Here is a 16,057-nt window from a genome sequence, read left to right as displayed (position 1 = left end):
TTACAAGGTTTCATTGGAATTCAAAGAAGGATTAACTTTTGATGATGTTCTTCTCGTACCCAAATATTCTGACATCACTAGCAGGTCTCAAACGGATTTAAAAACAAAATTATCCCGTAATATTTCAATTAACATTCCATTTGTTAGTGCAAATATGGATACGGTAACTGAATCTGCTATGGCAGTAGCAATGGCTCGGGCTGGAGGAATAGGAATTATTCATAGGTTTTTGACAATTAAAGAACAGGCAAATGAAGTTCTAAAAGTAAAGCGTTCAGGAAGCGTAATGATTGAAAATCCATATGTGATTAATCTTGATAAAACTATTCAAGATGCAATAAATTATGCTGAAGAAAAAGAAATTTCTGGTCTTTTAGTTATTGACTCAAATTCCAAATTGGTTGGAATAGTTACTGATAGGGATCTTTTGTTTGAAACTGATACTACTCATCTTATCAAAGATGTTATGACAAAAGATGTTGTAACTGCCAAACTAGGTGTAAGCTTGGATGAAGCAAAGAAAATTTTACATCAACATAGAATTGAAAAATTACCGATAATTGACGATAATGGCTCTATTAAAGGTCTAATTACAAGCAAAGACATTACAAATATTGAAGATTATCCTTCTGCATCAAAAGATAAGAAAGGAAGGCCTCTTGTTGGCGCTGCAGTAGGTGTAAAAGGAGATTTTATGGAAAGATCAGAATCTCTACTAGATGCAGGTGCAGATGTACTAGTTGTTGATATTGCACATGGTCATAGTGAAAACGCAATAAGTACAATTCGTAACATCAAAAAGGCATTTCCTAAGTGTGAATTAATTGCTGGAAATATTGCAACTGCACAAGGTGCTGAGGATCTAATCAAGGCTGGAGTAGATGCAGTAAAGGTTGGCGTAGGGTCTGGCTCAATTTGTATTACTAGAGTAATTACGGGTTCTGGAGTACCACAATTAACTGCAGTAATGGATTGTGCAAAGATTGGAAAAGATTATGACATTCCAATTATTTCTGATGGTGGAACTAGAACATCAGGTGATGCCACAAAAGCATTGGCAGCAGGTGCATCTTCTGTAATGGTGGGAAGTATGCTAGGAGGTACTGATGAATCCCCTGGTACTGTATTGACTAAAAATGGCAAACGATTCAAGATATATCGTGGAATGGCCTCCCTTGGAGCTTCTCTAGGAAGAAAATCAAAAGAAACAGGTTCAATTTCACTTGATGAAGATCTTAATGATTATGTTGCAGAAGGAGTTGAAGCAATGGTTCCATACAAAGGAACAGTGACAGATATTTTAAAACAATTAACTGGTGGCGTTCGTTCTGGTCTGAGCTACTGTGGTGCACACACAATTCCACAAATGCAAGCAAATGCAGAATTTATCAAAATGTCTAGGGCAGGGTTTGCTGAAAGCCAACCACACGACGTATCTTTGATGTAGTTATTTTTTTTTAAAATCTAATACTAAAAAAATAAATATGAAAAAATAAGATCTACAAAAGATATTATCCTAATTTGTAGAGTTTTTTCAAAGCTTGTTTTGCATATGCCTCTGCGTAAATTTTCTTATATGCTTTAACTTCTTCTTCTTTTATTCCATCAAAGATATTATGTTTAATGTTTTGTGAATCCATTGTTGGTATCTTATCTTTTATTTTTACACCAAATGATTTTGGTTTTAATTTTTCAGAATTATCAGCTTTTACTGGATAAGCATGTGTCTCTTGTAATGCTGGAGCAATTAGAGCAGTTACCAAGATAGCCATTAAGGATATTCCTAATATTGTTTTCATTCTTTTCAAGTACACCTCCTCTTATTTTGATAAGCATAATCATATTCTTCATCCATAACTAGACATGATAACCCCATTAAGTCTGGATTAATTTTTACTTCACTAGTTAGAAGAGCGTGTTTGGGCTCTCTTCTAACTAGAATTGATGACATGTATGGCTCTACAACGGTTTTGTACTGGATTGCAGTTTGCATGATTTAGTTATATCTGAAAGATATTTGTCTATGACTTTCATTTTGTGGCATGCTAAAAATTGATTCTCCTTTCCGGTAATTTTTTAAACTGCATTCCAAATCATTCATTTGTGTTATCCAAAAGAACTATCATTGGAATTATTGTAGGAAGTGCTATTATTGGAATTGGAGGATTTTCTTTAATTCAACATATTGGAACAATTACAATTAATGAAAATTATGTTGTAGCAGTAGGTGATTCAACATTTTATACAATTCCTGCTCCAAATCATACTCCGCAACATATGGAAATTTCAGGTGACGCTTTTGATCTTAAACTTGAAAGTCCAAGTCTCGGATTACAAATTCCTCCTAAAGATTCAGAAAAAATAATGGAATCATTCAAAAATCGAATTGACGTACCATTGATTTTAGATTGGGTTCATTTAGCAGATGGTGAAACAAAAATTAAGATTCAAAACACTGGTAATTCTGAATTAACCATTACTGGTGTTTTGATTAGGAGTTCTGATCCAATATGGTTTACTTATGATCTTATGGTAATAATATCTGGAATTATCATTATTGGCTTTAGCATGGGCTTTACTTTAAGAAAGCCAAAAGGATTCTAGTTTAACTTTGCAGAAGGATAAGATCCAAGTATCTTCATAAATAATGTTTCATCTTTGATTTTTACTAACATCTCTGCAATCTTTGGATTTTTTGCATGACCTTCAAAATCCACGTAGAAATTATATTCCCATGTATTTGTCTTGGTAGGTCGTGATTCAATTTTTGTTAAATTAACATTATAGTTGTAAAATTTTTCTATAATTCTGTGCAATGATCCAGGTTCATGTTTTATTGAAAAAATTATTGATGTCTTGTCTTTTCCAGTTTCTTCCTTATTGTTTTTTGATAATATCAGAAATCTTGTATAATTATTCAGATTATTGGCAATGTTTTCTGATATTACAGGCATATTGTAAATTTTAGATGCATCTTTGCTTGCAATACATGCTATGTTTTTTTTATTCAATTCTTTGATTATCTTTACACTTCCTGCAGTATCATACGAAGGTACTGTCTTCATGTTGTGTTTTTCGATAAAATTCCTACACTGTCCCAATGCTTGTGGATGAGAGTAAACTGTATCTATCTCCTCTAACAAACCACTTCCTATCAAGCAATGTTCAATTCTATGATAAATTTCACCAATGGCATTAAGTGATGTTGAATACAGTAAATCATAACTTTCTCCAATACTTCCTTCCAATGAGTTTTCTACTGGTAAAATAGAATACTCTGTTTTGTCTTGTATTGTATTTTCTAAAACTTTTGCAAAGGTCGGAAGAGGAGATACGTTAATTTCAGTATTGAAAAATGCCTTAGCTGCTGCTTCACTGTATGCCCCTCGTTCGCCTTGGAACGAAACACTAGTCATTTCTTACTCTCTCAGCTTTACGAAATCACTATTACCGTAATTTGTTGAAAGTTTTCTTTCATCAATCCAAGAACATTCTGTACACTTTATGGCATCGCGCATCTGGACTACTTTTTTACCACATTTTCTACATTTTGTAAATAATACGCCCAAATGTGGTTCCTCAATTGTTGCATGAATTGTACCATTTAGATGATTCAAAATTTTTAGTGTAACAATATCGTTTACCAAAGCAACATTCTTTTTTCTAAGATTTCTTGTTGAGCAAATACATTCAACTTTAGAAGTGGTTGGTTTACCATTAATGTAATCAATTGATACTGCTATCATAGAAGACATTACTGCTGCTACAGTTCCAATAATGATGTCTCCTACTTTAGGAATTGATATCATCTTTGGATGTTTTATGTTTGCAACTCTAGCTTCTTTGTCCAGTTCTGTCTTACCTACAGTTGATGCACGGACCATATCTCCGTCATCAAAAGTATTGTAGCCTGTTTCATATTCTTCAATAGATGCTATTTTGTCTCCTGGAAGTGCAGCAATTTCAGACATGTTGTATTTTTTAGAGTTATGATTATAATTGTTTGTGGTTTGAGCCTAATTTAGGGTTCTGTCAGATTACAAGATCTTAAAACAACTGACATCATCTATAACAAACAAGAAATCATATACATCCTGTGTTGTAAGCCAGTACATAATACCCGTTCTTTTCTTTTATTATGATAATCTGACAGAACCTACTTTGACAAATCATATAACTGGAAAAAGTTTGAAATAATCATGAAAGCCCTAGTATATGATAATTATACTTCCGATGATGATTTTTCAAAAATTTTAAAAATCAAAGATATTCCTGAACCAATCCCAAAACAAAATGAAGTTGTTTTCAAAGTAAAATGCGCCTCTTTGAATTATGATGATATTTGGGGGATGAGAGGAAAACCTTTAGCTGTACCATTACCTCACATCTCTGGTACTGATGCTGCAGGAGAAGTAATTGCAATAGGTGAAGATGTAAAAAATATCAAAATTGGTGATAGAGTTGTATCTCATGGAAATATGTCATGTCGAGTTTGTAAATTATGTACAAGTGGACGAGAATATGATTGCAAAAAGAGAAAAATTTGGGGATTTGAAACTGGTCCACTTTGGGGTGGATATTGTGAAGTTACACATTTACCAGAAGTAAATGTTGTAAAAATACCTGATAATGTAACGTATGAATCTGCAGCTGCAGCTTCTATGACTTTGCTCACATCATGGCATATGTTAGTTGGTAGAGCAAAGATTCAACCTGGACAATTGGTATTGGTTATGGGTGGCAGTTCGGGTGTAGGAAATTATGGAATTCAGATAGCTAAATTATTTGGTTGTACCGTAATTGCAACTGCTAGCCCTGACAAATTAAATCAATTATTAGAACTAGGTGCTGATTATGCAGTAGATCATAGAAAAGAAGATTGGCATAAAGAAGTTCGTGATATTGCTAAAAAAATTATCAAACCATTTGGTGATTCTTCCGGAATAGATGTAATTTTTGAGCATATTGGTGGTTCGCATTGGAATAAAGAATTAACTTTGTTAAAGTATGGTGCAACAATTGTTACAACTGGAGCAACAACTGGATATGATGCTAAAACCGATTTACGACATATTTTTTTCAAAGGAATTAATATTTTAGGCTCAACTCAGGGAACTAGATCTGAATTAGAACAGGCCCTATATTGGATGTCTCAGGGAAAAATAAAGTCAATTATTGACTCTGTTTATACATTTGAACAAGCAGCAGAAGCACATACTAAAATGTTAACTGGCAAAGGTCTCTTTGGTAAAATCTTAATGAAACCGTAATTTAGAATCAATTATGACTGGTAATCCAAAAATTGATTCACTTCTTGATGAAGCAAATAGATTATTTTTAAAAGGAAAATTACAAGAAGCAATTGTTTATTATGATAAAATTTTAAGTGAGGATTCAAATCATATTGCATCGCTTAACAACAAGGGATACGCACTAAATAAATTAAAAAATTATGATGGTGCCATTCAATGTTATGATATTGCATTAAAATTAGACCCAAATGATCTATCTGTTTTAGTAAACAAAATATCTTCCTTGAGAAAAAAAGGCACATTTACTGATGCATTAATTTATTGCAATACTATTTTGAAAAATAATCCCAAATACAACATAGTTCTATATCATAAAGAAAGAATCTTGTTTTCACTAAATAGTTTTGAAGAATCAAATCAATGTTGCGATATCATTTTAGAGGATTATCCTAAGAATGGCGATGTTTTATTTGACAAATCTTGTAATCTTGCAATGCTTTCTAGGTTAGACGATTCACTTGATGCACTTGAAAAAGCAATTTCACAAGGAATTCAATATAAAATCAAAGCAAAAAAAACTAAATCCTTTGAAAAATTAATTGGGAATCAAAAATTTCAAAAACTAGTATCTTAATTTTAAAGCCAATGAGGAATCTCTAGATACTCATCAACGCTTTCATGTCTTAATATTTTTAAAAGTGCGTTTGCCTGTGGTGTTGAAAGAACAGGCTTGTCAAATTGATTATCTGTAGAAATTCTAGGACATGCTACTTGAATAAATGCATCAATTCCTTTTAGATTTTTTAATCTCTCATTTGTGATGTCAGTTAATGCAAATAATTGAACAGTTTTTCCTTCTTTTTCTAATTCTTTTTTAAATTTTAAAGCAAATACTTTGGATAACTGTCCTTCTTTGAGACCTATGATTATTCCAAAGGACTGAGCATCAGCTGCTTTGTATATTGCAAGTGTGGCTTTCTTTTTTAATTTTTGAGCAAATTCGGTTACTTCTCGTACTTCGTTAAAATATGGATCTAAAACATAAGTTGGTTTGTTAGTTGATAGAGCTATTCCAGCTGCATGAAAATTGCTTTGTCCTAAGAATACATATGCATCAACTTTGTCTTTAAGTTCTGTGGCTGGATAAAACTCACATCCAAATACTTGTCCATCATTTAACTGTCCTTTACCTTTTCCAATTTTCACTTGGATTCCACCGTTAGTTAAAATTTCATTTACTCTATCCATTTGATGTAAATGCTGACTATCAGTTACCAGTGATATTTGCTTTCCCTTAAGAACATCAACACATTTTTTGGCAACGCTGTCAAATTCAACATCATCAAATGCATTAATTAGAATAAGATTTTTTTCAATTGATTCGGTGTTTATTGTATGTCCAATATTAAATTGAATTTCAGCTCCTAATACCTTGGAACCATTTGAATTTAGATCACATGTTCCCCAGGTTGTATCAGCTAACACATATGCAGGAATCCCAAACCGTCTAGTAATATTTATGGCAGTTTCTTGAACTTGAGGCAGAATTCCATCTGGACCGTTTAGAGACACTGATGCAGGCTTCTTTGTTTCAATTTCTTTAAAGATACGCTCTTCATCTATTACAATCAATTCCAGCTAAAAGTATGGCGTTATTAATTTAAACCAATTGTACCTTCCAACAACTAAAAATGTCTGAAATTCTATTATTTGTTTATGGCTGATGCACAAGTACTCAATATTGGTTTTGATGATACAGATTCTCCAAAAGGAATGTGCACAACTTTTCTTGCCTACAAAATTGTTGATTTGCTAAAAAAACAAGATATTGAATTTCTAGATTTTCCAAAATTAATTAGATTTAATCCAAACATTCCGTGGAAAACAAGAGGAAACGGTGCGGTTTCTATGAAAATAAGAACAAAAAATCCATCTAAAATTAAAAATCAGATTAAAAATCTAGTTGAAAAATATTCTGATATAAAAAATGGTGCAAATCCTGGGTTAGTTTTCTATGAGAATAAAGAAATACCAGATCAGTTTTCTAAATTTAGTAAATTAGCTTTATGGCAATTGATAAACAGAAATTATGCAAAAAAATTTGCCAGAAAAAATAATATGGAATTTTTTTATCAAGGAAATGGTCAAGGTCTTGTAGGTGCTATTGGAGCAATTGGTTATGATTTTAAAGATCACACATTGGAGCTATTAAGCTATAGAAAAAATTCTAAATTTGGAAAAGAACGAAATCTTTCTGCAAAAAGTGTAAAGACAATGCAGGAAAAAACATTACCGTTTACATTTAACAGCTTTGATAATAGAAAAGAGCGAGTTTTAATTACTCCTCATGGCCCTGATCCTGTTTTTTATGGTGTACGTGGCGAAAATATAGATTCACTATTACATGCAACCAAAATTTTGAAAACAAGTGAAAAATTATCCGGTCATATGATATTCAAATCAAATCAAGGAACGGGAGACCATTTAAAAAATGAATTAAATCCAAAAAATATTAAACCATATGCTTCTGGAAAAATTACTGGTATTATATCTGATGAACCAAAGATAGTAAAAGGTGGTCATGTTTTTTTCTCTATTAATTCAAATGGATATGAATTACGTTGTGCTGTGTACAAACCTACTGGAATAACATCTGTAGCATCAAGTTTGATCAAAGGAGACAAAGTTTGCGTTGGCGGTGGTATTAGAAAGGCATCAAAAAATCATCCAAGGATTCTAAATCTTGAGTTTATTGATATCATTGAACTTGAAAAAAATATGATAACATCTAATCCAATTTGTAAAAAATGTAATAAAAAGATGAAATCAAAAGGCAAAAATCAAAGTTTTCAATGTATAAAATGTGGTAACAAATCTGAAAATAAAATCACTATAGAAATTCCTAGAAAAATCAAAAAGCAACTGTATATTCCAATAGTTTCTGCACATAGACATCTTAGTAGACCGTTACAAAGATTTGGTAGAATTAACAAGGAATCAATATTTGATAAATCATCTTCATGGTTTTGTGTATATGATAACTAAGTAGCGGGGAGTAGATTTGAACTACTGAACTGCGGGTTATGAGCCCGCCGGGATGACCTAGCCCTAAAGAGTCTGGCTTCCCCACCCCGCTGATACGTGAATGAGCACGAGCCGTATATACGCTTTATCAAATTCTTGAAAGTAATTAATAGGATTTCAATTGAATGATTTTTTATGGACAAAAAACTAAGAATTGCAGGAATTATAGCAGCATTATCGTTTTCAATATTTTATTTGACATTCTCTTCTAATTCTTTACCAATTCCAGAACCACTTTCGCCAATTCCTGAAAATAATTCTGTAGATATTTTAGCAGAAAATCTTGATGAACCACGTTCCATTGCAATATCTGATGATAGAATTTTTGTGACAGAAAAAGATGGACTAATTAGAGTTATTCAAAATAATACTCTGCTTGATGAGCCACTTGCTGCATTGCGTCCGGCAAAAGTATTTGATGGTGGATTACTAGGAATTGCACTACATCCTGATTTTTCAAACAATCATCTAATCTATGTTTTTTTAACATATGAAGAAAATGGAGAACTGTGGAATAAAATACTCCAAATTACTGAATCCGAAAACAAATTAGTTGACGCAAAAACTATCTTTGATAAAATACCTGGCTCTGTATTTACAAATGGTGGTTTTTTAAAATTTGGTCCTGATAAAAAATTGTATGTAGGTACTGGAACCGTATCTGAATCTTCACATCTACCACAAAATCTTGATTCCTTATCGGGAAAAATTTTACGATTAAATGATGATGGTACAATCCCAGATGACAATCCATTTTCAAATTCTCCTGTCTATTCTTTAGGTCATAGGAATCCACAGGGAATAACCTGGGATGATATGGGTCAAATGTATTTGTCAGAACTTGGACCTGAAAAAAACGATGAAATTAATCTCATTAAACCTGGAAAAAATTATGGTTGGCCTGAGCAACAGTGTTCAGGCAATGGTAAATATGAAAATGCAATAATGTGTTATGATCCTAGCATTGAACCTGGCGGTATTTTGTATTATTCTGGCGATAAGATATCTTTAGAGGCTGATTTTGTCATGGCTTCCTTACGTGCAACCAATCTATACCAACTAGATTTTTCTGAAGGTCTTTCATCTCAAAAAACCATACTAAGCGGGGTTGGACGTATACGTGATGTCGTGCAAAGCCCTGATGGTAGTCTTTATGTAATTACTTCAAATACTGATGGTAAAGGTTTTCCAGATAGCATGGATGATAAATTACTGAGGATAAAAAAATGAGCGATTCATCAATTTCAAAATTTTTTGAAAAGACACGAAAAGAAAGATTAGATATTGTTGGTAATTTTGCAGATTTGACTGCTGAAGAGTTGGAAATTTTACAAAACAATGATGGTGGTATCACTTTTGAAAAAGCTGATAAAATGATTGAAAATGCTATTGGTACTTTTTCCTTACCATTGGGAATAGCAACTAGTTTTAAAATTAATGATAAAGATTATCTTGTTCCAATGGTTATAGAGGAGCCATCCGTGATTGCTGCAGCTTCAAAGGGTGCAAAAATTGCAAGAATAAAGGGTGGATTCAAGGCAACAGCTGACGAGTCTTACAGTATAGGCCAAATTCAAGTATTAGATGTCGATATTGACTTAGCAATTAAAAAAATACAAGAAACTTCTAAAGAGATTATATCTCTTGCAAATTCAACGAGTAACACATTATCTAAGATGAATAAAGGTGCAAAAGAAGTATCTTATAAAATAATTGATACTGATTTTGGAAAAATGTTGATTGTTGAGCTGTTAATTGATGTAGGTGATGCAATGGGTGCAAATGTTACAAATACAATGTGTGAAGCTGTTTCACCATTATTAGAAAAAATAACTGGAGGTAGAACACTACTTCGTATTTTATCAAATTATTCTACTCATAGAATTGCAAAGGCTACAGCAGTTTTTGATAAAAATGAAATTGGTGGAGAAGATGTAGTTAATGATATTGTTTTAGCATATCAGTTTGCCAACAACGATGTTTATCGAGCTGTAACTCATAATAAAGGAATAATGAATGGTGTTATAGCTGTCGCAAATGCAACTGGCCAAGACAATAGAGCCATTGAGGCAGCTGCTAATGCATACGCTTCAAGATCAGGCTCATACCGCTCTCTCAGTAATTGGACTAAAGATAGTGACGGAAATCTTGTCGGTTCATTAGAACTTCCTTTATCTGTTGGAATTGTTGGTGGGATTGCAAATGTTCATCCTATTGCAAAAATTTGCATGAAAATTCTTAAAGTTAAATCAGCACAGGAGCTTGCATGCATAATGATTGCAACTGGACTTGCCCAAAATTATAGTGCAATTAGAGCACTATCAACAGAAGGAATCCAAAAAGGTCACATGAGATTGCATGCAAGAAATCTTGCTGCTGCTGCGGGTGCAAAACCAGAACAAATTGATAAAATTGTTCAGAAAATGATTGAAGAAAAGAAAATTTCACTTGATAAAGCCAAAGAAATACTACAAAGTCTGAATTAGATTATAATTCTTTTAAAACTTTTAAAAATTTCTCATCTTTCCAAATAATCTGCTCTGGATAACAATTTAGCATCTTACCATTTGTAATATTGTAGAATTTCCAATTTTTACATTCTTTGTCGTATTCATATGGATCTGTATTTTCAAATTCCCAATCAAAACCGTTCTTGATATCTTCATCTGGATAATTATGACCTCTAATTAACGAAATTGTATTATCTTCAAAATTTGTTGATATCTCAGCATATAACGCATTAGGATATAGATAAATCACATTTGAATGCGATGTTATAGAATCAAACATCTTTCTTGTCACATATTCATTATGTAACAATATGATCTTATCATATTTTTTTAATATGTCTGGATTTTTATCCAATTCAATATCTGTAATTGAATCATATCCCAATAATTCTAAAATTTTAACAGCATTTGCACTTGATTGTTCTCTCAACTCATCAATTGATACAATTTTTGTTGTTAGACAAGTATTACAATAACCACTGTAAAAATCATAAAAACCATTTTTTGAATATGCACTTGCAGTATATACTGGTATGATGACTAGAGGTTTATTTTTTTCATCATAAACTCCAATTTCAGAATAAGTTTCTGATAAATTTGGTTTTAATTTGAAAGTACCTTTCAATGGTATTTGTCTTCCATCTATGTTTACAATATCTTTTGGATATACAAAAACATCAAACAAGATTCCATCACTCCATTTTATTAATTCTGAATTTATCGGATCGGAGTTATTTTGTATCGGTATGTCCTGCTTTGGTATGTCTTGAATGTTAAATCCAAAATAAAATACTAATACAATAACTGATAATGCTATCGAACCTAAAATGACTGGTTTTACAAATTTCATAGATATAATTTTAAAAATAAATGAAGTTATTATATACTAAGTTTAGAGACATATAAGAAATGTCTCCAATTCGTTTTGCTATACCAAAAGGCAGCCTTGAAGAAGCAACATTCAAACTTCTTGAAAGGTCTTGGACCAAAGTAAATAGAAAAGATAGGACTTATCGAGTATATCTTGATGATCCAAATATTATAGTAAAGATGCTAAGACCACAAGAAATACCTACACTTGTCTCTGAAGGACTGTATGATGTTGGCATCACCGGAAAGGATTGGGTGGGTGAAACTAGTGCTGATGTTGAAGCAATTTTGGATTTAGAATATGGAAAAATACGACTGGTTGTTGCATTTCCTGATAAATACAAGTACAAAAATCTTGATGAAATGATTGCTGATTATGCAAAAAGAAAAAAACACTTCGTATATCCTCTGAATATCTAACGACTGCGTCCAAATTTCTAAAACAATGTAAATCCTATAAAAAATATTATAGCTCAAAAGATCCACTAATTGTGACTCCTTGGCTTCGACTTGGTACAAACAAAAATGTACAAATTCATTTATCGTTTGGTGCTACAGAAGCAAAACCCCCTGAAGACGTTGATGCGATCATGGATGTTACTGAAACTGGAACTACACTAAAACAAAATAAATTAAAAATTGTTGATGAAGTTCTAACATCGTCTGCACACTTGATTGTTAACAAAAAATCTCTAAGAGATCCACAAAAACGTGAGAAAATATTTGACATTGTAACTCTTATGCGTGGTGCAGTACATGGAAGAAAATATCTACACATTTATCTTAACGTGGAAGAACAGAATCTCAAAAAACTCTTACAACAAATACCTTCTCTTAAAAAACCAACAATAAGTCCACTTAGTGAAGAAGGATGGTATGGAATTAACACAGTGATTCTTAAAGAAGATTTTCACAAATTAATTCCAAAACTACGAAAAATTGCCCAGGGACTCGTTGTTCATGAACCGAGACAAATTCTAGAGCTAGAGGAGATTAAGCGTGATGAAGAAAATTGATGAAAATAATTCGAGTAACTAATGTTGAAAAATTTTCAGCTCAAATATTGCCAAAACAGCCTCAAAAAAATAGATCCATAGTTGAATCTATATTAAAAAATGTACAAAAAAATGGAGATTCAGCAATAAGAAAGTATGAAAAACAATTCAGTGGAGCTAAAATCACTTCATTACGTTTATCCCAAAATGAAATTAACAACGCTTTTTCCAAAGTATCTAAAAAAGAAATAATTGCAATACAACAAGCTAAAGTGAGATTAGAAAAAACTGAATCCATTATAAAATCAATTCTAAAAAACAAAACTATCTATGCCAATGGAATTAAAATATCAAAAAAATTTATTCCAATTCAAAGTGTTGGATGTTATATTCCTGGAGGTTTAGCCAGATATCCTAGTTCCGTTATCATGTCTGTTATTCCCGCAAAAATTGCTGGTGTAAAAAGAATAGTAGTTGTATCTCCTCCAAATTCTGATGGGAATGTTGATCCTCTTACTGTTGTAACTGCAAAAATTTGTGGTGCAACTGAAATTTATCGCATTGGAGGTGCTCAGGCAATTGCCGCTTTATCATATGGCACAAAATCAATCATTAAAGTAGATAAAATAGTTGGACCTGGTGGGGCACTTGTAACACTTGCAAAATCTATGATTAGTGATAAGACATCCATTGATATGCTTGCAGGTCCTACTGAATTAGGAATTATTGCAGATGTAACTGCAAATCCAAAATATGTTGCGCTAGATCTCATTTCTCAATCAGAACATAGTAATGATACATTTTGCTTTTTGATAACAAATTCAGAAAAACTAGCAAAATCTGTAAATAAAATTATTACAGAATTGATTAATAAAATTAAGCGAAGTGATTATGTCAAAACCAGTCTTAAAGAAAATGGCTTTATTGCAATATGTAAAAATAATTCCGAGATGATAAAACTAGCAAATGAATTGTCACCTGAACACTTGCAAATTATGACAAAGAATCCTAATTCTTTTGCATCAAAAATCACTTCTTCTGGACTGATATTGCTAGGACATGATACTCCATCATCTGCAAGTGACTATCTTTTAGGCTCAAATCATATCTTACCTACAAACAAATTTGGTAAAACAAGAGGTTCATTATCTGTTTTAGATTTTATCAAGACTAACACTGAGGTGTCTACATCAAAGCCAGTTTTATCCAAAATTTCAAAACATATGGAACTATTTACCGAAGCAGAAGGACTTCCAAATCACTATGAAGCTGTTCGAGGTAGAATACAATGAAGCAAGATTGGATTGGAACAAAGATTAAAGAATTAAGCTCTCTTGGTGGATATCAAAAACCTGAGATGCATCCTGATGCTCTTAAACTTGATTCTAATGAAAATTATGTTATATCAAAACAATTTCAACAGGATATAATTACTAATGCTAAAAAAAATTCTGATATACGTGAATATCCATTGGGAGGAGTAGAACGTCTAATTAATCAACTATCAAAATTTCTTAAAGTACATTCATCTATGATCGGTGTTGGAAATGGTTCTGATCAAATACTTGATTTGATTCTTTCAAATTTTGCATCAAAACAAACCAAAGTTATTACATCTAATCCGACATTTGGATTTTTTGAAGAACGATGCAAATTATATTCTATTCCAGTTACCGCAATCCCTTTTTCCAGTACTATGACGCTAGACATTAATGATTTTCTTAAATTATCCAAAAGTGCTGATATACTATATCTCGATTCTCCAAACAATCCAACAGGATTTCAATTTCAAAAAAATGATCTACAAAAATTAGTTAAATCATTTGATGGACTAATAATAATCGATGAAGCTTATGGGGAATTTGGTGATTTCTCATTATCTAGCATGGTAAAAACTCAAGATAATTTGATTGTAGTTCAAACACTATCAAAATCATTTGGTTTAGCTGGATTAAGATTAGGATATTTTATTGCAAACAAAAAATTCACTGATGTTTTTAATCGTGTTCTACAATACCCATATCCCGTAAGTACACTAACAATAGAATCTGCAATTATAGCATTAGATCAATCAAGTCAAATGAAAGAATCTGTACAAATAATCAAAGATGAGAGAAAAAGAATAATTGAAAACCTCAAAAAATATGAAGCATTTGAGGTCTTTGATTCTAAGGCTAATTTTGTCTTATTTGACGCTCATGGATCTCACAAAAGAGTTTACAATGCACTTGCAGAGCAAGGTATATCGATTAGAACATTAGGAAAAATTGGAAAACATGATGGGTGTCTTAGAGTTACAGTTGGAACAAAGGAAATGAATTCTAAATTTTTACTTGCAATTCGAGATCTGTTAGGATGATATTATCAGAAAAACAACTAGGAATACACATTGATGATTCTATCTTAGATGATCTCATTTCAACAGATGGAATAATATTTGATTGTGATGGAGTTTTAATTGATATTACAAAATCATATGATCTTGCAATAGATAAAACTGTACAATATGTTTTAGAAAATTTTTCTCAAATTAGAAATAGTATTAAAATTGATTCTAAAATTATTGATGGATTCAAATCAAGTGGTGGATTTAACGATGAAGTTGATTTGACATATGCATCAATTCTTTCTCTAATAGCTGCTACAAAATTAAAAAAAGATCAACATGAATTTATTTTTGACGTAATATCTAATGCTGATTCCTCAGGAATATTGTCCGTTGAAAAATATGTTGAAAAACTTGTAGACATTAGTGATATTAAAAATAAATTAGCATATCCTGGAACTCATCAAAATAATCCATTATACAAAATATTTGATCAAATTTTTTATGGTCCTGAATTGTATTTGAAGCTTTTCAAACAACACTCTCAATTTTCTGAATCTGGATTGATAGAAAACGATGTTGTTATACTTGATCAATTATTAATTAAACAATTAAAAAACAAATTTACAAAAAAACCTTCAATTGTTACTGGAAGGGGAAAAGAATCAGTAAAGCATTCACTTAAGATACTTTTGGATGAATTTGATCAAAAAAATTCTGTATTTTTAGAAGATGAGCCAAGAGAACTTGCAAAACCTAACCCTGCATCTTTAATTCGTTCAATTAAAGGAATGAATTCTAAATGTTGTATTTATGTTGGAGATTCTATGGAGGATTTTATTATGGCTAAAAAGGCAACAGAGCAAGGTTGTAAAGTTATTTTTTGTGGAATTATCGGTACTAGTAAAAATCCACAAGAAAAATTGAAATTATTTGAGAATAATGGTGCAATGTTGGTAATAGAGTCTATTCATTTACTTCCGAAGGTATTAAATTTAGAATAATACAAAGTACATCTCC

At 31.7% G+C, this 16,057-nt stretch carries 18 protein-coding genes and 1 tRNA gene; 12 read left to right on the top strand and 7 right to left on the bottom strand.

What is annotated here, in order from left to right:
* Nucleotides 1–13 precede the first annotated feature (13 nt).
* Complete coding sequence (guaB, locus tag DSQ20_RS09325; RefSeq protein ID WP_179365418.1) at nt 14–1,447, top strand: IMP dehydrogenase; 1,434 nt, start codon at nt 14–16, stop codon at nt 1,445–1,447.
* Between the two features lie 64 nt (nt 1,448–1,511).
* On the opposite strand, the gene DSQ20_RS09320 is transcribed toward guaB, so the two are convergent.
* The gene (locus DSQ20_RS09320) at nt 1,512–1,808 is read right to left on the bottom strand and encodes a hypothetical protein (protein WP_370464187.1); all 297 of its coding nucleotides are present in this window, start codon (nt 1,806–1,808) and stop codon (nt 1,512–1,514) included.
* Nucleotides 1,805–1,993, bottom strand: coding sequence for a hypothetical protein (locus DSQ20_RS09315; protein WP_179365417.1), 189 nt, complete (start codon nt 1,991–1,993; stop codon nt 1,805–1,807). Before DSQ20_RS09315 ends, DSQ20_RS09320 begins: the two co-directional genes overlap by 4 nt.
* Nucleotides 1,994–2,103: 110 nt before the next feature.
* Between DSQ20_RS09315 and DSQ20_RS09310 the strand changes: the two genes are divergently transcribed.
* The gene (locus DSQ20_RS09310) at nt 2,104–2,604 is read left to right on the top strand and encodes a hypothetical protein (protein WP_179365416.1); all 501 of its coding nucleotides are present in this window, start codon (nt 2,104–2,106) and stop codon (nt 2,602–2,604) included.
* On the opposite strand, the gene pheA is transcribed toward DSQ20_RS09310, so the two are convergent.
* Nucleotides 2,601–3,416: a prephenate dehydratase gene (pheA, locus tag DSQ20_RS09305; RefSeq protein WP_179365415.1), complete on the bottom strand. Its 816-nt coding sequence runs from the start codon at nt 3,414–3,416 to the stop codon at nt 2,601–2,603. The genes DSQ20_RS09310 and pheA overlap by 4 nt on opposite strands.
* 3 nt (nt 3,417–3,419) lie before the next feature.
* Entirely contained in the window at nt 3,420–3,971 is a 552-nt protein-coding gene (locus DSQ20_RS09300) for an exosome complex RNA-binding protein Csl4 (RefSeq protein WP_007551420.1), read from the bottom strand.
* A 228-nt stretch (nt 3,972–4,199) separates the two neighbouring features.
* Here DSQ20_RS09300 and DSQ20_RS09295 point away from each other — a divergent pair, with 228 nt between their 5' ends.
* Together DSQ20_RS09295 and DSQ20_RS09290 are read left to right on the top strand one after the other, a co-directional pair.
* Nucleotides 4,200–5,270, top strand: a complete 1,071-nt coding sequence (locus tag DSQ20_RS09295) for a zinc-binding dehydrogenase (RefSeq protein WP_179365414.1) — start codon at nt 4,200–4,202, stop codon at nt 5,268–5,270.
* A 13-nt stretch (nt 5,271–5,283) separates the two neighbouring features.
* Nucleotides 5,284–5,886, top strand: a complete 603-nt coding sequence (locus DSQ20_RS09290) for a tetratricopeptide repeat protein (protein WP_179365413.1) — start codon at nt 5,284–5,286, stop codon at nt 5,884–5,886.
* 2 nt (nt 5,887–5,888) lie between these two features.
* Here the strand turns inward: DSQ20_RS09290 and dph2 are convergent, their stop codons facing one another.
* The gene (gene dph2 / locus DSQ20_RS09285) at nt 5,889–6,884 is read right to left on the bottom strand and encodes a diphthamide biosynthesis enzyme Dph2 (RefSeq protein ID WP_179365412.1); all 996 of its coding nucleotides are present in this window, start codon (nt 6,882–6,884) and stop codon (nt 5,889–5,891) included.
* 84 nt (nt 6,885–6,968) lie between these two features.
* On the opposite strand from dph2, the gene DSQ20_RS09280 reads away from it, so the two are divergent.
* A complete protein-coding gene (locus DSQ20_RS09280) occupies nt 6,969–8,297 on the top strand; it encodes a tRNA(Ile)(2)-agmatinylcytidine synthase (protein WP_179365411.1) in 1,329 nt (442 codons plus the stop codon).
* 1 nt (nt 8,298) lies between these two features.
* Here the strand turns inward: DSQ20_RS09280 and DSQ20_RS09275 are convergent.
* Nucleotides 8,299–8,388 (bottom strand) — tRNA-Met (locus DSQ20_RS09275).
* An 83-nt stretch (nt 8,389–8,471) separates the two neighbouring features.
* On the opposite strand from DSQ20_RS09275, the gene DSQ20_RS09270 reads away from it, so the two are divergent.
* Together DSQ20_RS09270 and DSQ20_RS09265 are read left to right on the top strand one after the other, a co-directional pair.
* Entirely contained in the window at nt 8,472–9,566 is a 1,095-nt protein-coding gene (locus DSQ20_RS09270) for a PQQ-dependent sugar dehydrogenase (protein ID WP_179365410.1), read from the top strand.
* Nucleotides 9,563–10,822: a hydroxymethylglutaryl-CoA reductase, degradative gene (locus tag DSQ20_RS09265; RefSeq protein WP_179365409.1), complete on the top strand. Its 1,260-nt coding sequence runs from the start codon at nt 9,563–9,565 to the stop codon at nt 10,820–10,822. The genes DSQ20_RS09270 and DSQ20_RS09265 overlap by 4 nt, the downstream gene beginning before the upstream one ends.
* A gap of 1 nt (nt 10,823) precedes the next feature.
* Here DSQ20_RS09265 and DSQ20_RS09260 read toward each other — a convergent pair whose 3' ends face one another.
* Nucleotides 10,824–11,696, bottom strand: a complete 873-nt coding sequence (locus DSQ20_RS09260) for a hypothetical protein (protein WP_179365408.1) — start codon at nt 11,694–11,696, stop codon at nt 10,824–10,826.
* Between the two features lie 59 nt (nt 11,697–11,755).
* Between DSQ20_RS09260 and hisG (DSQ20_RS10930) the strand changes: the two genes are divergently transcribed.
* From hisG (DSQ20_RS10930) to DSQ20_RS09240, 5 genes are read left to right on the top strand one after another with little or no spacing between them, the layout of a single operon-like run.
* Nucleotides 11,756–12,136: an ATP phosphoribosyltransferase gene (gene hisG / locus DSQ20_RS10930; protein WP_255458240.1), complete on the top strand. Its 381-nt coding sequence runs from the start codon at nt 11,756–11,758 to the stop codon at nt 12,134–12,136.
* The gene (gene hisG, locus DSQ20_RS10925; protein ID WP_255458402.1) at nt 12,118–12,732 is read left to right on the top strand and encodes an ATP phosphoribosyltransferase; all 615 of its coding nucleotides are present in this window, start codon (nt 12,118–12,120) and stop codon (nt 12,730–12,732) included. Before hisG (DSQ20_RS10930) ends, hisG (DSQ20_RS10925) begins: the two co-directional genes overlap by 19 nt.
* Nucleotides 12,732–14,003 carry a histidinol dehydrogenase gene (gene hisD / locus DSQ20_RS09250; protein ID WP_179365407.1) on the top strand — a complete coding sequence of 424 codons (1,272 nt, stop codon included), beginning with the start codon at nt 12,732–12,734 and terminating at the stop codon, nt 14,001–14,003. Before hisG (DSQ20_RS10925) ends, hisD begins: the two co-directional genes overlap by 1 nt.
* Nucleotides 14,000–15,070 carry a histidinol-phosphate transaminase gene (hisC, locus tag DSQ20_RS09245; RefSeq protein WP_179365406.1) on the top strand — a complete coding sequence of 357 codons (1,071 nt, stop codon included), beginning with the start codon at nt 14,000–14,002 and terminating at the stop codon, nt 15,068–15,070. Before hisD ends, hisC begins: the two co-directional genes overlap by 4 nt.
* Complete coding sequence (locus DSQ20_RS09240; RefSeq protein WP_179365405.1) at nt 15,067–16,041, top strand: HAD family hydrolase; 975 nt, start codon at nt 15,067–15,069, stop codon at nt 16,039–16,041. Before hisC ends, DSQ20_RS09240 begins: the two co-directional genes overlap by 4 nt.
* Nucleotides 16,042–16,057 lie beyond the last annotated feature (16 nt).

Origin of the sequence: Nitrosarchaeum sp. AC2, from assembly GCF_013407385.1 — an archaeon.
Lineage (GTDB): Archaea > Thermoproteota > Nitrososphaeria > Nitrososphaerales > Nitrosopumilaceae > Nitrosarchaeum > Nitrosarchaeum koreense.
Note: the sequence above shows the minus strand (reverse complement) of the source record. Positions and strands in the feature narration are given on the sequence as shown.

Excerpts from the sequence above, each read along its gene's own strand:
- DSQ20_RS09315 (WP_179365417.1), bottom strand. The coding sequence starts at position 1,993 with ATGCAAACTGCAATCCAGTACAAAACCGTTGTAGAGCCATACATGTCA.
- pheA (WP_179365415.1), bottom strand. The coding sequence starts at position 3,416 with ATGACTAGTGTTTCGTTCCAAGGCGAACGAGGGGCATACAGTGAAGCA.
- DSQ20_RS09300 (WP_007551420.1), bottom strand. The coding sequence starts at position 3,971 with ATGTCTGAAATTGCTGCACTTCCAGGAGACAAAATAGCATCTATTGAA.
- DSQ20_RS09295 (WP_179365414.1), top strand. The coding sequence starts at position 4,200 with ATGAAAGCCCTAGTATATGATAATTATACTTCCGATGATGATTTTTCA.
- DSQ20_RS09290 (WP_179365413.1), top strand. The coding sequence starts at position 5,284 with ATGACTGGTAATCCAAAAATTGATTCACTTCTTGATGAAGCAAATAGA.
- DSQ20_RS09280 (WP_179365411.1), top strand. The coding sequence starts at position 6,969 with ATGGCTGATGCACAAGTACTCAATATTGGTTTTGATGATACAGATTCT.
- DSQ20_RS09270 (WP_179365410.1), top strand. The coding sequence starts at position 8,472 with ATGGACAAAAAACTAAGAATTGCAGGAATTATAGCAGCATTATCGTTT.
- DSQ20_RS09265 (WP_179365409.1), top strand. The coding sequence starts at position 9,563 with ATGAGCGATTCATCAATTTCAAAATTTTTTGAAAAGACACGAAAAGAA.
- DSQ20_RS09260 (WP_179365408.1), bottom strand. The coding sequence starts at position 11,696 with ATGAAATTTGTAAAACCAGTCATTTTAGGTTCGATAGCATTATCAGTT.
- hisG (WP_255458240.1), top strand. The coding sequence starts at position 11,756 with ATGTCTCCAATTCGTTTTGCTATACCAAAAGGCAGCCTTGAAGAAGCA.
- hisD (WP_179365407.1), top strand. The coding sequence starts at position 12,732 with ATGAAAATAATTCGAGTAACTAATGTTGAAAAATTTTCAGCTCAAATA.
- hisC (WP_179365406.1), top strand. The coding sequence starts at position 14,000 with ATGAAGCAAGATTGGATTGGAACAAAGATTAAAGAATTAAGCTCTCTT.
- DSQ20_RS09240 (WP_179365405.1), top strand. The coding sequence starts at position 15,067 with ATGATATTATCAGAAAAACAACTAGGAATACACATTGATGATTCTATC.